This window comes from Tardiphaga sp. vice154 (genome assembly GCF_007018645.1).
Classification (GTDB): domain Bacteria; phylum Pseudomonadota; class Alphaproteobacteria; order Rhizobiales; family Xanthobacteraceae; genus Tardiphaga.
The window spans coordinates 4943446-4958280 of the sequence record NZ_CP041399.1; the positions used below are offsets into that span (position 1 = coordinate 4943446).

Consider the following 14835-nt stretch of genomic DNA (forward strand, 5'->3'; position numbering starts at 1 on the left):
ACGACGATGGCCGCAGACAGTGTCGAAAAACTCGAAGACGTGATCGTCCGCTCGGCGGAAACGGTCGCCGGCCAGATGCTGACCGCCAAGCAGGCGATCTCCACGGTCATCTTCGGCCAGGACAAGGTCGTCGAGAACACGCTGGTGACGATCCTGTCTGGTGGACACGCGCTGCTGATCGGCGTCCCCGGCCTCGCCAAGACCAAGCTGGTGGAGACGCTGGGCACCACGCTCGGCCTCGACGCCAAGCGCATCCAGTTCACCCCCGACCTGATGCCCTCCGACATTCTCGGCGCCGAGGTGCTGGACGAGAGCGTCGCCGGCAAAAGGTCGTTCCGCTTTATCGCCGGCCCGGTCTTCGCGCAGTTGCTGATGGCCGACGAGATCAACCGCGCCTCGCCGCGCACGCAATCTGCGCTGCTGCAGGCGATGCAGGAGCAGCACATCACGGTGGCCGGCGCGCGGCATGATCTGCCGAAGCCGTTCCATGTGCTGGCGACGCAAAATCCGCTGGAGCAGGAAGGCACCTACCCGCTGCCGGAAGCCCAGCTCGACCGCTTCCTGATGGAAATCGACGTCGACTATCCCGACCGCGACGCCGAGCGCCGCATCCTGTTCGAGACCACCGGCGCCGACGAGACGATCGCCAAGGCCGCGATCACCTCCGACGTGCTGGTCACCGCGCAGCGGCTGGTGCGCCGGCTGCCGGTCGGCGACAGCGTGGTCGAGGCGATCCTGACCCTGGTACGCTCGGCGCGTCCCGGCCCGGATGCCGGCGATGCCTCCAAGCTGATTGCCTGGGGCCCCGGCCCGCGCGCCTCGCAATCCTTGATGCTGGCGGTGCGCGCCAAGGCGCTGCTCGACGGCCGTCTGGCGCCCTCGATCGACGACGTGCTCGACCTCGCCGAACCGATCCTCAAGCACCGCATGGCGCTGACCTTCTCGGCCCGCGCCGAAGGTCGCACCATCCCCGACGTGATCCGCCAGTTGAAGTCGCGGATCGGTTGATGGCGGCTGCGCCGGACCACGCCACGCAGGAGATCCTCGCAGTCCGCCGCGCCGATGGTGAAAGCCGTTCGCTCGCAGCATCGCTGCCGCGTCTCGTGCTGGAGGCCCGGCGCATCTCCGCCACCGTGATCCACGGCCTGCACGGCCGCCGCCGCGCCGGGCACGGCGAGAGCTTTTGGCAATATCGCCGCTTCGTCTCCGGCGAGCCGTCGCAGAACGTCGACTGGCGCCGCTCGGCGCGCGACGATCATCTCTATGTCCGCGAGCAGGAATGGGAGGCCGCGCACACGATCTGGCTGTGGCCCGACCGTTCGCTGTCGATGGCGTTCGCCTCCCGGGGCGCGCTGAACTCCAAGCTGGAGCGGGCGCTGATCGTCACCTTCGCGCTGGCCGAACTCTTGGTCGCCGGCGGCGAACGCGTCGGCGTGCCCGGCCTGATGAACCCGACCTCCAGCCGCAACGTCGTCGACAAGATGGCGCAGTCGATGCTGCACGATACGCTGACCCGCGACAGCCTGCCGCCGAATTTCGTGCCGGCGGCGCTGGCCGAGGTCGTCGTGCTCGGCGATTTCTGGTCGCCCATCGATGACATCAAGACCATGCTCGCCGGCCTGTCATCGAATGGCGCGCATGGCACCTTGGTGCAGATCGTCGATCCCGCGGAAGAGACATTCCCCTATTCCGGCCGCGTCGAATTCACCGAGCCGGAAAGCGGCAATGTGATCACCGCCGGCCGTGCCGAGAAGTGGGCGACGGACTACGTCGCGCGAGTCGCCGCGCACCGCGACGAAATCCGCAATGAGACCGGGAAGCTCGGCTGGCTGTTCTCGACTCACACCACGACGCGCTCGGCCGCCGAGCTGCTGCTGTTCCTGCACAGCGGCATGGCCGTTAATAAAGCAGCCGGCGGCGGCATTATGGTCAAGGCGGGACGGTCGGCATGATGGCAGCGTTCCCCCTCGCCTTCGCCCAACCGCTGCTGCTGCTCGGCCTCGTCAGCCTGCCGGTGCTGTGGTGGATGCTGCGGGTGATGCCGCCGCGCCCGCAGCGCATCGCCTTTCCGCCGACCCGGCTGCTGTTCGAGATCGCGCCTAAGGAAGAGACGCCGTCGCGCTCGCCATGGTGGCTGACGCTGCTGCGCCTGCTCGCCGCCGCGCTGATCATTTTCGCCGCCGCCGGCCCGATCTGGAATCCCCAGACCGGCGCCACCGCCTCGAAGGCGCCGCTGGTGATCCTGCTGGACGACGGCTGGTCGGCGGCGTCGAGCTGGGACGCCCGCATCAAGGCCGCCGACGAGTTGATCGCCAATGCGGATTCGGATCGTCGCGGCGTGGCGCTGGTACCTCTGTCGGAGCCTGCCCGCGACATCACGCTGCTGCCGTCCGGCACCGCGCGCGTGGCGCTGCGGCAGCTTTCGCCGAAGCCCTACGCGATCGAGCGCATCGAGACGCTGCCGTCGCTGGACCGTTTCCTGAAAGCCACCGGCGACAGCGAGCTGGTGTGGCTGTCCGACGGCGTCGATACCGGACGCGGCGTCGAGTTCACCCAGGCGCTGGGCAAGACGATCGGCGAGCGCGTGCTGACGATCTATGACAACGGCGCCGTGCCGGCGCATGCGCTGGTCGCGGCCGAAAACGCCGCCGCCAAAATGACCGTCAAAGTGCTGCGCGCGCAGGGCGGCGGGCTGGATGCCGGCGTGGTGCGCGGGCTGGACCAGAAGGGCTCGCCGGTCGGCGAAGCTGCATTCTCCTTCGCGCTGAACGAACGCGAGACCGAAGCCTCGTTCGAACTGCCGGTGGAATTGCGCAACGACATCGCAAGGTTGGAGATCGCCGGCGAGCGTTCGGCCGGCGCCGTGCAACTGCTCGACAAGCGCTGGCGCCGCCGCTCCATCGGCATTGTCTCGGGTGCCACCTCCGATACCGCGCAGCCATTGCTGGCCTCGACATTCTACCTGACCCGCGCGCTGGCGCCGTTCGCCGACGTCCGGCTCGGCGACCGCGGCGCGCCGCAGCAGGCGATTGCCCAATTCCTCGACCAGAAGCTGCCGATGATCGTCATGGCCGATGTCGGAACGCTGTCGCCGGAAATCCGCGAGCGCCTCAATGCGTGGATCGACCTGGGCGGCGTGCTGGTGCGCTTTGCCGGCCCGCGCCTCGCGCAAGCCGATGACGATCTCGTGCCGGTCAAACTGCGCCGCGGCGGCCGCCAGCTCGGCGGCAGCCTGACCTGGGAGAAGCCGCAGCTTCTCGCCTCCTTCACCGCCGACGGCCCGTTCGCCGGCCTCGCCGTGCCGAAGGACATCACCGTCAACCGCCAGGTGCTGGCCGAGCCCGACGCGGCACTCGCCAACAAGACCTGGGCCTCGCTGGTGGACGGCACGCCGCTGGTCACCGGCGAGCGCCGCGGCAAGGGCATGGTATCGCTGTTCCATGTCAGCGCCGACATGCGCTGGTCCGATCTGCCGCTGTCCGGCACCTTCGTCGAGATGCTCCGCCGCGTCGTCGATCTGTCCGGCTATACATCGACGCCGGGCGCCGGCGTTGAAGGCCAAACCGGCAGCGCCAGCGTGGCGCCGCTGCGCACGCTCGACGGCTTCGGCGCCTTCGGCCCGCCGCCCTCGACCGCCAAGCCGCTGCCGGCCGATTTCCGCGACCGCGCCAGTATCGACCATCCGCCCGGCTTCTACGGTCCCGCCGACGGCCCGCTCGCCGTCAACGCGCTGGCCGCCGCCGACCGCATCGCGCCGCTCGACGCCTCCGCGCTGAAGGCGCGACGTGCGAGCTACACATCGGCCGAGCCGCGCGACCTTCGCGGCATCCTGTTGTCGACCGCGCTGCTGCTGTTCCTGATCGATGCCATCATCGTCGCACTGCTCGGCGGCGGCTTTGCCGCGCTGCTGCGCCGGCGAACCGTGCCGGCAGCCCTCGCGATCATGCTGGCGCTGTCGGCGGTGACGGGTTCGTACACATCCGCGCATGCCGATGCGGCGTCCGACGACTTCGCCATCAAGGCAATATCGCAGACGCGGCTGGCCTATGTGGTGACCGGGAATGCCGACGTCGATTCGATCGTCAAGGCGGGCCTGACCGGGCTGACGCTGTTTCTGGCCCAGCGCACCGCGCTGGAGGCCGGCGAGCCGGTCGGCATCGATCCCGCGCGCGACGAACTCGCCTTCTTCCCGCTGATCTACTGGCCGGTGATCCCCGGCGCGGCGAAGCCGTCGCAGGACGCGCTCAACCGGATCGACGCCTATATGAAACAGGGCGGCACGGTGTTGTTCGACACCCGCGACGCCGTCGAGGCGCCGCCCGGACCGAACGGCGAGTCGCAGACGCCGGGCATGCTGACCCTGCGCAACATCCTGTCGTCGCTCGACGTGCCGGAGCTGGAGCCGGTGCCGCGCGAGCACGTCTTGACCAAGACGTTCTTTCTGCTACGCGACTTCCCCGGCCGCTTCAATTCGGGACCGACCTGGGTCGAGACGCTGCCGCGCGACGACGGCGACGACGCGGCGTCGCGTCCTGCGCGCGGCGGCGACGGCGTGTCGCCGATCATCATCACCTCCAACGATCTGGCCGGCGCCTGGGCGCTGCGCCCCGACGGCCAGCCGATGCTGCCGATGGTGCCCGGCGAACCGCGCCAGCGCGAATTCGCCTTCCGCGCCGGCGTCAACATCGTGATGTACACGCTGACCGGCAACTACAAGGCGGACCAGGTCCACGCCCCCGCGCTGATCGAACGGCTGGGACAGTAAAATGCAATACGGCATCGTCTTCACGCCGCTCGTCCCCACGCTGGTACTGTGGATCGGCCTTGCCGCGATCGTCGTCATCGCGGTGCTGCTGCTGGTCGGCCGCGCGCGCGGCGCGTTTATGCGGCTGGCGGCGCTCGTACTGATCCTGCTGGCGCTGGCCAATCCGTCGTTCACGCGCGAGGAACGCGAGCCTTTGTCCTCCGTCGCGGCCGTAGTGATCGACAAAAGCCCGAGCCAGAACTTCGGCGAGCGCAACAAGGAGACCGACGAGGCGCAGAAGCAGCTCGTCGACCGGCTGAAGCAGGTCAAGGGCCTCGAGGTCCGCGTCGTCGAGGCCGGCCAGGCCGATGGCGAGACCGACGGCACCCGGCTGTTCGGCGCATTGTCCTCCGCCCTCTCCGACGTGCCGACCGACCGCGTCGCCGGCGCCTTCCTGATCACCGACGGCCGCGTCCATGACATTCCCGCCAATGCCGCCGCGCTCGGCTTCACCGCGCCGGTGCATGCGCTGATCACCGGCCGCAGCAACGAGCGCGACCGCCGCATTGCCATCGTGGCAGCCCCCCGCTTCGGCATCGTGGGCCAAAGCCAGACCGTCACCTACCGACTCGACGACCAGGGCGTCACCGGGCAGAGCGCGCGCGTCGTGGTGCGCCGCGACGGCGATACGATCAACGAACGCACCGTGTTCAGCGGCCAGACCGTCAGCATCGACATCAACATCAAGCACGCAGGCTCGAACATCGTCGAGATCGAGGCCTCGCCGCTGGAGAACGAACTGACGCTGGTCAACAACCGCGCGGTGGTGGCGATCGACGGCGTGCGCGACAAGCTCCGCGTGCTGCTGGTGTCCGGCGAGCCGCATTCCGGCGAGCGCACCTGGCGCAATCTCTTGAAGTCCGACGCCTCGATCGACCTCGTGCACTTCACCATCCTGCGGCCGCCGGAAAAGCAGGACGGCACGCCGATCAACGAATTGTCGCTGATCGCGTTTCCGACCCGCGAACTGTTCCAGCAGAAGATCAACGAATTCCAGTTGATCATCTTCGACCGCTACGCCCGCCAGGGCGTGCTGCCGATCGCCTATTTCGACAATATCGCGCGCTATGTCCGCAATGGCGGCGCGGTGCTGGTCTCGGCCGGGCCGGACTATGCATCGAACACGTCAATCTGGCGCACGCCGCTGGATTCGGTGCTGCCGGCCGAGCCGGTGGGCGTCACCGAGAAGCCATTCTATGCGCATCTCAGCGACGTCGGCAAACGCCACCCGGTGACGCGCGGGCTGGAAGGCGGCGCCTCCGAGCCGCCGAAATGGTCGCGCTTCTTCCGCACCGTCGATACCCGCAACACCACCACGCCGCCGGTGATGACCGGCGCCGACGGCAAGCCGCTGCTGCTGCTGTCGCGCTCCGGCGAGGGCCGCGTGGCGCTCTTGCTGTCGGACCACATCTGGCTGTGGGCGCGCGGCTATGAGGGCGGCGGTCCGCATCTGGATCTCTTGCGACGGATGTCGCACTGGCTGATGAAGCAGCCCGACCTCGACGAGGAGGCGCTCAAGCTGTCGAGCGCCGGCAAGGATCTGGTCGTCAACCGCCAGACCATGGGCGACAGCGTGGCGCCGGTCACCGTCACCTCGCCGTCCGGCAAGACCCGCGAGCTGGCGCTTTCCGCCGGCGAGCCCGGCCTGTGGCGCGCTACCACGCCGGCCGACGAACTCGGCCTGTGGGCCGCCACCGACGGCACGCTGAAGGCGCTGATCAATGTCGGCCCGATCAATCCGAAGGAGTTTTCGGAAGTCACCTCGACCACCGAGACGCTGCGCCCGCTGGCGCAGGCCACCGGTGGCGATTCCCGTCGTATCCACGAGGGGTCGGGCGTCGAGCTGCCGCGCATCGTGCCGATCCGCGCCTCGACCATCTTCCGCGGCGACGGCTGGATGGGCGTCCACATGCGCGATGCCAGCGTGGTCCGCGGCGTCGGCGTGCTGCCGGTATTCGCCGGGCTGATCGGGCTGCTGTTGCTGCTCGGCGCGTTCGCGGCGACATGGCTGCGCGAGAGCCGGTAAAGCAGAGGCAGTTGGCGCTGCTATTGCGCGGTGAGGTTCATATCCCGTGTAAGGCGCCCCCACTTTGCGCTTTCCGAGCGGATGTAGGCGGCGAAGGCTTCAGTCGTCGACGGCGCCGGTTGGGCCCCGATCGTTCGCAGCTTTTCGATCACGTCCTGATCTCCGAGCGCCTTGACAAAAGCACCGTTCAAACGCGCCACGATGTCGGCTGGCGTGGCGGCGGGAGCGACGAGTCCAAACCAACCGGTCGATTCGAACCCGGTCACGCCTTGCTCGTCGAGTGTCGGCACTTCGCGCAGAAACGGGACGCGCTTGGCGCTGGTGACGCCTAGCGGTTTCAGCCGACCGGCACGGATCAATTCCAGCGAACTGGGAATATCGAGAACAGCGAGCGAGATATGACCGGCCAGCACGTCGGTGACCACCGGACCTGTGCCCCGATAAGGAACCAGCGTGAGCTTGATCCGCGCGGATTGCAGGAGCAGCGCTGCCGTCATGTGCATCACCGTGCCGTTGCCGCCATATCCGATCGACAATTGTCCGGGCTTTGCGGCGGCCGCTGCCAGCGCTTCTTTCAGCGTGGCAAATGGAGCGTCAGCGTTTGCCACCAGCACAAAGGGGATGTCGGCGAGCAACGTAATCGGCGCCAGATCCTTGATCGGATCGAACGGCGTCGAAGGATTGAGATGAGGGTTGATGCTCAGCGCGCCTGCCGGTCCCACGCCGAGGGTGTAGCCATCGGGCTTGGCCTGCATCACGGCCTGCATACCGATATTGCCACCCGCTCCGCCGCGATTCTCGATGACGAAGCCCTGCTTGAGGTCGGCGGCGACCACCGGTTCGAGCGCACGAATGAACATGTCGGCGCTGCCGCCGGGCGGGAAAGTGACGATGATCTTGATCAGTTGATCGGGATAGGTCCATGCCGTTGTCGCACCAACCACGATCGAGGTTGCCGCCCCTGCCAGCAGCGTTCTGCGGGTGAGGATAATGGCACTCATGCGCGTTCTCCCGAAAGAGCATGTGCCGCAGCGCGATTGCCTGCAGGTTGTGGATGCGACGGCACGGCTCTGCCGGTGAGGCGATGGACCAACGCTTCAGGATCCGACGGCGCATGATGGCCGCGCCACGCAATATGGTAGTCGGGTCGCACCAGCAAGAGACCTTCGACAGGCCGCTCCGGGCCGGCCTCGTCAGGCGACAGTTCAATCAGCGTCAGGGAAACGCTGTTGCGGACAGCGGCCTCAAGCAAATCCGTCACGTCGCAAGCCGGGTCGTAACGCAACAGTGTGTAACCGGGGCCCATCGCGTCGAAGACGGAGCGGCCGTCCTTCAGCCAGATATGCGGCATCCTGGCGCCCGGCACGGTCGATGGTGTGAAATCACCCATCGTATAGGATGGAGCCGTCTCACCGTCATACGCGATCGCCGGCGACCGGTCGTAGAAATAGCCGAAGTTCAGTCCCGCGCAGCAGTACTGTTTGACATTGAGCTCGTAGGCAGCCCGACCGACCGTCGCGCGGGCCTCCGCGCCAGCCTCCGAGTCTTCCTCGATCGACGCAGGCACCGCGGCGCGCTGGCCGATGCTGGCAATCGCGTGCTCCATGGCAAACCGCGACACCTGTTCGGTGATCGGCTGACGTTCGGCCTCATAGGCATCGAGAAGGCCGACGTCCGCCCAGCCGTTGAGATGCGCAGCCAGCATCCAGCACAGCGAAACCGCATCTGCGATCCCGGCATTCATCCCATAGCCGGCGTATGGCATCCAAAGATGCGCGGCATCGCCGCAGATGAACGCGCGACGGTCGCGGAAGCGATCGGCAACGAGACGGCGACCCACCCAATCCTCCTTGCTGACGACCCGGTAAACAAAGTCAGGGCCAACACCGAGGATCGTGCGGATCGCCCAGTCACGATCAACAGTATCGAATTCGGGCTCGTCCGGTTTCAGATGGTTGTGAATCAGCCACCGGTCATGCCCGTCGATGGCAACGACTGTGCCGGTCCGGCGCGGGTTGAGCGACAGCACCATCCAGGCCGGCGTATGCGGCTGCATCAAGGTCTTGAGATCGGGGGCATCGATGAGCGTCGATTGGACGCGCTGGATAATCGGGGTTCCGACGAAAGCTGCGCCGATCAGCTTGCGCGTCAACGACCTCCCTCCGTCGCACCCAATGAGGAAGCGGCAGCGGATGGTGAAAGCGCGGTCCCCATCGAGTTCGCGAGCGTCGACCGAGACACCCGAGAGATCCTGATCGAAATGCACCATCTCGGTGCGAGGCAGGATCGTAATCTTGGGATTGGCAACAGCACTCGCGAACAGGATGGGCTCCAGATAGATCTGGTTGATGCGGTGCGGGGGTTCGGGGGTCGGCCACCACGTGTCAGGACCATCGGTCGCAGTATAGCGTGTCGCACGCGACGGAATGACGATGCGGGCGAGTTCGATGCCGGTTGCGGTAGTGCGATACGAACAATCGTTTGGGAAGTCGGCCGGCAGGCCGGCATCGCGGAGCTTGGTGACGATGCCGAGTCGGCGAAAGACCTCCATCGACCGGGCCGAAACGTGATTGCATTTGACGTTGGGCGGCTCACCGGCGTGCCGGGTCTCGATCACAATGACATCGATCCCTCGGGACGCGAGGTCCAGCGCCGCGGTGAGTCCGACCGGACCTGCGCCGACGACGACGACGGACGTCTCATAATTCTGCATCGTTACCTTCCCCGACTGCGTCTGCGCGCATTGCCTCGAGGCTAACAAGAAATCTTGATAAGAGAATTCTCTTTCTCAGGTATACTTGATAAGTCTACCTGATGAACATTACGCTTCGCCAGCTAGAAGCCCTGGTCGCAGTAAGCCGCGCCAATTCCATGACGCGCGCAGCCGAACAACTGCACGTCACCCAAGCGGCAATCAGCTTGCTGCTCCGCCAGCTTGAATTGCATTTGGGCGTCCGGCTGTTCGATCGCACGACAAGGTCTTGCACGCCGACGGCAGCCGGGCGTGAGGCCATACAGGCCGCAGAACGCATCCTCGGCGACACCCTCGGCCTCTCGCGCCAGATGCGCAGTTTGTCGGAAGCTCGAACCGGCACGGTAGTGTTCGTCGCATCGGCCGGCGCAGCCTCGGCACTTATGCCTGCGGTGCTGGCCGATTTTCGCACGGCGTATCCCGGCGTTGACGTCATCATGCGCGATGTCGCAGCCGACCAGCTTGTCGGCACGCTTCTCGCGTCGGACGCCGAGTTCGCGATCGGCAGCGTCGATGGGCCAGTGCCCGATGTCACACTGACGCCCCTGGTCAAAGGGCGCCTGAGCGCCATTGGCTGGCCGGGCTGTCCGATCGCATCGATGCAAACGCTGTCTTGGGACGAACTCGCCACGTTGCCGACCATCGCGATGCGGCACGACACCTTGATCCGCGCCCAGATCGACCGCCGGCTGGCGCGCGACGGCAAAACACTTGTTCCGACCCACGAGGTGTCCCTTATCAACACCGCACTGTCGATGACAGCGAAGGGCATCGGCTACGCGATCTTGCCGTCCTATATGATGCCTACGGAACAGTATCCGGGACTGATCGCCTTCCCGCTGGTGCGACCGGCGATCATGCGCCAGTTATCCTGGATCCAGCAGACCGGCCGCGGGCTGTCACCGGCAGCGCGACAATTTCAGAAAATGACCGCTCGCGTCGTCGCCAGCGCACACGCCACAGCCATTGCGCGGCGCCCAGTCGCATAGCGCGGGATACCTGTATGGTCACCTCTGCAGGGGCCGGGCAACGGAAGGCGGCGGCGAGCGTTGCCGTAATCCCACAGTAAGAGCCCCCTTCATTGAGAGCCCCGGTCCGTCATTGACATCGGCTTCCATCGCCTGCGATGTTACAATGTAACATCGGGGCGATATGGAGAGTATCCATGCCCGAGGCAAGGCGCCTGACGGCATGAAGTGGTTTCGGACACACATCAGGAATGGATCGCGACTGGCGCTGCTCGCGCTGGCGATCCAGCTCGTGCTGTCGTTCGGCCATGTCCACCCGGCGCGAGCGCAGGCGCCAGCCGGCTCGGCCATCGAGTCGCTTCACCTTCCGGCCGACCAGCTTCCTGCATCCGACCAGCATCCCGCCGACCATTGCGACATCTGCGCCGTCCTCTCGATGGCCGGCACCGTGCTGGCCGCATCGCCACCCGCGCTGCCGCCGCCGCCTGCAACAGACTTCCGGCTGCTCGATGCGCGCGAGCAGTTCGTTGATCGCGCCGCGTCCGGCGTCGCGTTCCAGCCGCGCGGCCCACCCCTCGCCTGACCTCCGACCTTTGCTGATCGCCGCCCCGTCGCGGCGGTCGTTCTAAAGTCGACCTGCGCCGTGCAGGTCCCGGTTGGCGTGCCGCTCCTGCGGCGCTGCTGGTACAGTCAGGACACCTCCATGCCCATCCGCTTCCACCATGCCGTCTTGCTCGGCGGCTCCGCCATCGCCGGCCTCGGTCTGCTTGATGGCACCGCGCTCGCCCAGAGCGCCGCGCCCATTGAACTGCCCACCATCTCCGTCACCGCGCCGAGCCCGATCGTGCGGCGCAAGCCGGCCGTCGCCCGCGCGCCGGTGCGCGTGGCCCGCACCGCGCCCGGCCGCAATGCCGGTACGCCCCCCGAGACCGTGGCCGCGCTGGCGCCACAGCGCGGCGTGCTGCCCGTCGTCACCGACCAGTTCGCCACCGTCACCGTGGTGCCCACCGAAGAGTTGCGCCGCTCCGGCGCCACCACGCTCGGCGACCTGCTGGGCAACAAGCCCGGCATCACCGCCTCGGGCTACGCGCCGGGCGCGGCCAGCCGGCCGATCATCCGCGGCCTCGACGTCAACCGCGTCGGCATCGTCGAGAACGGCATCGCCAGCAACGGCGCCTCCGATCTCGGCGAGGACCACTTCGTGCCGGTCGATCCGTTCGCGGCCAATCAGATCGAGGTGATCCGCGGCCCCGCGACCTTGCGCTACGGCTCGCAATCGATCGGCGGCGTGGTGTCGTCGAGCAACAACCGGATCCCCGACGCGATGCCGGCCTGCGCCACCGCGCCGTTCCAGAGCTACGGCCTGCCGGCGAAGGCGCCTGTGCTGGGCGCCGCGCCCTGCATGAATGCCGAAACGCGGACCTCGATCTCCTCGGCCGATCGCGGCGTGGAGGGCGGCGTGCTGCTCGATGCCGCCGGCGGCAATGTCGCCCTGCATGCCGACGTCTACGGCCGCCGCGGCGGCGACTACAATGTGCCGAGCTACCCCTATGCCGCCCCCGGCCTCGCCTTCAACGGCCGGCAGCCGAACTCATCGAACCAATCCAGCGGCGCCTCGATCGGCGGCTCCTATATTTTCGACGGCGGCTTCATCGGCGCGGCCCTGACGCAGAACGATACGGTCTATCGGATTCCCGGCCCCGAAGGCGCTCAAGTGGGGACGCGGATCGTCGGCCACCAGACCAAGTTCACCACCAAGGGCGAGTACCGTCCGGATTCGGCGGCGATCGAGGCGGTCCGGTTCTGGGCCGGGATCACCGACTACCGCCACAACGAGGTCGGCCGCGCCGATGCCGCGGATCCCGCCAGCGACGGCGTCCGCCAGACCTTCACCAACAAGGAGCAGGAAGGCCGCGTCGAGCTGCAGATGATGCCGTTCGACGCCCGCTTCGCTACCGTGACCACCGCGTTCGGCGTGCAGGCCAGCCATCAGGAGCTGACGGCGCCGAGCCCGGACGATCCGAACAGCCCGCTCAACGGATTGTTCTCGCCCAACAAGAACACCCGCGTCGCCGGCTACGTGTTCAACGAGTTGAAGTTCACCGAGACCACCAAGGCCCAGGTCGCCGGCCGCATCGAGCACGTCAACCTCACCGGCACCACGCCGAGCCTGATCCCGCAACTGTTCGATCTCGCCGCCAATCCCGGCGACATCGGTGCTGCGACCGGGCGCGATTTGTCGTTCGCGCCGAAGAGCTTCAGCCTCGGCCTGATCCAGGCGCTGCCTTACGACCTCATCGCCAGCGTCACCGGGCAATATGTCGAGCGCGCGCCGAAGGCGGCCGAGCTGTTTTCGCGCGGCGGGCATGATGCGACGACCACCTTCGACATCGGCAATCCCAACCTCGGCATCGAGACGGCGAAGTCGGTGGAAGTGGCGCTAAGCAAGGCGACCGGCCCGTTCCGCTTCGAGATCACCGGCTACTACACGCAGTTCAACGGCTTCATCTACCGCCGCCTCACCGGCAACTCGTGCGACGGCGCGAGCTGCATCGCGGGCGCCGGGCTAGAGCTGAACCAGGCGATCTACTCGCAGCGCGATGCCACCTTCCGCGGCGGCGAATTCCAGAGCCAGCTCGACGTCTCGCAATTCTACGGCGGCACCTGGGGCATCGAGACCCAGGCCGACGTGGTGCGCGCGACCTTTGCCGACGGCACCAACGTGCCGCGGATTCCGCCGGTGCGCGCCGGCGGCGGCCTGTTCTGGCGCGACGCCAACTGGCTGACGCGGGTCAACCTGCTGCATGCCTTCGCGCAGAACGACGTCGCCGTGATCGCGGAGACGCCGACCAACGGCTACAATCTGCTGAAGGCGGAGGTAAGCTACAACACAAGGCTCGATCCGCGGATCTACGGCGCCAAGGAGATGACGGTGGGCGTGGTCGGCAACAACCTACTCAACGAGAACATCCGCAACGCGTCGTCCTACAACAAGAACGACGTGCTGCAGCCGGGGTTGAATGTAAGGGCGTTTGCGAATTTGAAGTTCTGAGTTCCGCTCGCTGTCACCTCTCCCGTAGGGAGAGGTCGGATGTGCGAGCGCAGCGAGGACATCCGGGTGAGGGGTTTGGGACTTCGAATGACGGTGTGCCCCTCACCCGACCGGCTTCGCCGGTCGACCTCTCCCCGCCGGGGAGAGGTAAGGCTACAGCGCGTTATTTGGCCGCGTCCCAGTCCGGGCGCACCGCGCCGGCGAGGCCCTCGGCGGCGCCCTCTTCCAGTTCCAGCACCAGCAGCCGCTTCTTATCGACCGGGCCGGGCATCGTCACGGTGCCCGGCGGAATCAGCTTGAAGCCGACGCGGGCATAATAGGGTTCGTCGCCGACCAGCACGATCAGCCGGTGGCCGGCCTTTCGCGCGTCAGAGATGGCGCGGTCGAGCAAAGCCCGGCCGACGCCGCGGCTGCGGAACGGCGGCTCCACCGTGAGGGGGCCGAGCAGCAGCGCCCTGGTGTCGCCGACACAGATCGGCAGTTGCCGCACCGAGCCGACCAGCAGCGTGCCGATGCGGGCGGTGAAGGACAGCGCCAGCAGATGGCCGACCTGCTCGCGCAGCCGGTAGGCCGACAGCACGTAGCGGCCGGGGCCGAAGGTGCGGGCGTGCAACCGCTCGACGATCTGGGCGTCGTTGGCGGTTTCCGCCAGAATGGTCAAAGAGAGATCGTTCATGTCGGGCGCGGAATAGCATCTGGCGGCGCCCCGGTCCATCGCGGTCAGTCGCGCCAGGTGATGCCGGCCGGCCGGCCGTGCAATACCTCGGCAAGCCGTAGCCTTGTGCCCTCGGTGGTGTCAGACGGCAACGAATCGAGGGCGAAGAAGCCGGTTTCGGCGATCTCGCGGTTCGGCTCGGGAGCCCGGTCCTGGCGAAACTGCCGGACCACATAGACCGCGACGTGGTCGCGCGGCGAGACGTGGCTGTTGAGATAGACGCCGAGCAGCACAGGCTCGCCCAGCACCTCGATGCGGCCCTCTTCCATCAATTCGCGCAGCATCGCCTCGCGAAAGCTCTGGCCGACCTCGACGCCGCCGCCCGGCAGGTACCAGCCGGAGACATAGGTATGCCGGACCAGGAAGACGCGGTTGTCGGCATCGAGCACCACGGCGCGGACGCCGAGCGTCATGCCGCGGGCGACGCGGAAATACAGATGGAAGATTTTTCGCAGATACGGCTCGAGCCGCAGCCGCAGGGTCGGGGTGGTCATCGCGGGCGAAGTCCTGGTCTGGCT

11 protein-coding genes are annotated in these 14835 nt (G+C 67.1%); 7 read left to right on the forward strand and 4 right to left on the reverse strand.

Features of this window, described 5'->3' with window-relative positions; genetic code table 11:
* The first annotated feature begins 6 nt into the window (after positions 1 to 6).
* From FIU28_RS23285 to FIU28_RS23300, 4 genes are read left to right on the forward strand one after another with little or no spacing between them, the layout of a single operon-like run.
* Positions 7 to 1008, forward strand: a complete 1002-nt coding sequence (locus tag FIU28_RS23285; RefSeq protein WP_143575482.1) for an AAA family ATPase — start codon at positions 7 to 9, stop codon at positions 1006 to 1008.
* A complete protein-coding gene (locus tag FIU28_RS23290) occupies positions 1008 to 1952 on the forward strand; it encodes a DUF58 domain-containing protein (RefSeq protein ID WP_210245435.1) in 945 nt (314 codons plus the stop codon). The genes FIU28_RS23285 and FIU28_RS23290 overlap by 1 nt, the downstream gene beginning before the upstream one ends.
* The gene (locus FIU28_RS23295; protein WP_143576359.1) at positions 1952 to 4765 is read left to right on the forward strand and encodes a DUF4159 domain-containing protein; all 2814 of its coding nucleotides are present in this window, start codon (positions 1952 to 1954) and stop codon (positions 4763 to 4765) included. The genes FIU28_RS23290 and FIU28_RS23295 overlap by 1 nt, the downstream gene beginning before the upstream one ends.
* Before the next feature lies 1 nt (position 4766).
* The gene (locus FIU28_RS23300; RefSeq protein WP_143575484.1) at positions 4767 to 6830 is read left to right on the forward strand and encodes a hypothetical protein; all 2064 of its coding nucleotides are present in this window, start codon (positions 4767 to 4769) and stop codon (positions 6828 to 6830) included.
* 20 nt (positions 6831 to 6850) lie between these two features.
* Here FIU28_RS23300 and FIU28_RS23305 read toward each other — a convergent pair whose 3' ends face one another.
* Positions 6851 to 7831: a Bug family tripartite tricarboxylate transporter substrate binding protein gene (locus FIU28_RS23305; RefSeq protein ID WP_143575485.1), complete on the reverse strand. Its 981-nt coding sequence runs from the start codon at positions 7829 to 7831 to the stop codon at positions 6851 to 6853.
* Positions 7828 to 9543, reverse strand: coding sequence for an FAD-dependent oxidoreductase (locus tag FIU28_RS23310; protein ID WP_143575486.1), 1716 nt, complete (start codon positions 9541 to 9543; stop codon positions 7828 to 7830). Before FIU28_RS23310 ends, FIU28_RS23305 begins: the two co-directional genes overlap by 4 nt.
* A 101-nt stretch (positions 9544 to 9644) precedes the next feature.
* Between FIU28_RS23310 and FIU28_RS23315 the strand changes: the two genes are divergently transcribed.
* From FIU28_RS23315 to FIU28_RS23325, 3 genes are all read left to right on the forward strand, one after another.
* Positions 9645 to 10571 (forward strand): LysR family transcriptional regulator, encoded by a 927-nt coding sequence (locus tag FIU28_RS23315; protein WP_143575487.1) that lies wholly within the window; start codon positions 9645 to 9647, stop codon positions 10569 to 10571.
* Between the two features lie 202 nt (positions 10572 to 10773).
* Positions 10774 to 11133 (forward strand): hypothetical protein, encoded by a 360-nt coding sequence (locus tag FIU28_RS23320; RefSeq protein ID WP_143575488.1) that lies wholly within the window; start codon positions 10774 to 10776, stop codon positions 11131 to 11133.
* Positions 11134 to 11253: 120 nt separating this feature from the next.
* Positions 11254 to 13602: a TonB-dependent receptor gene (locus FIU28_RS23325; RefSeq protein WP_143575489.1), complete on the forward strand. Its 2349-nt coding sequence runs from the start codon at positions 11254 to 11256 to the stop codon at positions 13600 to 13602.
* Between the two features lie 163 nt (positions 13603 to 13765).
* Here FIU28_RS23325 and FIU28_RS23330 read toward each other — a convergent pair whose 3' ends face one another.
* Together FIU28_RS23330 and FIU28_RS23335 are read right to left on the reverse strand one after the other, a co-directional pair.
* Complete coding sequence (locus FIU28_RS23330; RefSeq protein ID WP_143575490.1) at positions 13766 to 14278, reverse strand: GNAT family N-acetyltransferase; 513 nt, start codon at positions 14276 to 14278, stop codon at positions 13766 to 13768.
* Between the two features lie 44 nt (positions 14279 to 14322).
* Entirely contained in the window at positions 14323 to 14811 is a 489-nt protein-coding gene (locus FIU28_RS23335) for an NUDIX domain-containing protein (RefSeq protein WP_143575491.1), read from the reverse strand.
* Between the last annotated feature and the right edge of the window lie 24 nt (positions 14812 to 14835).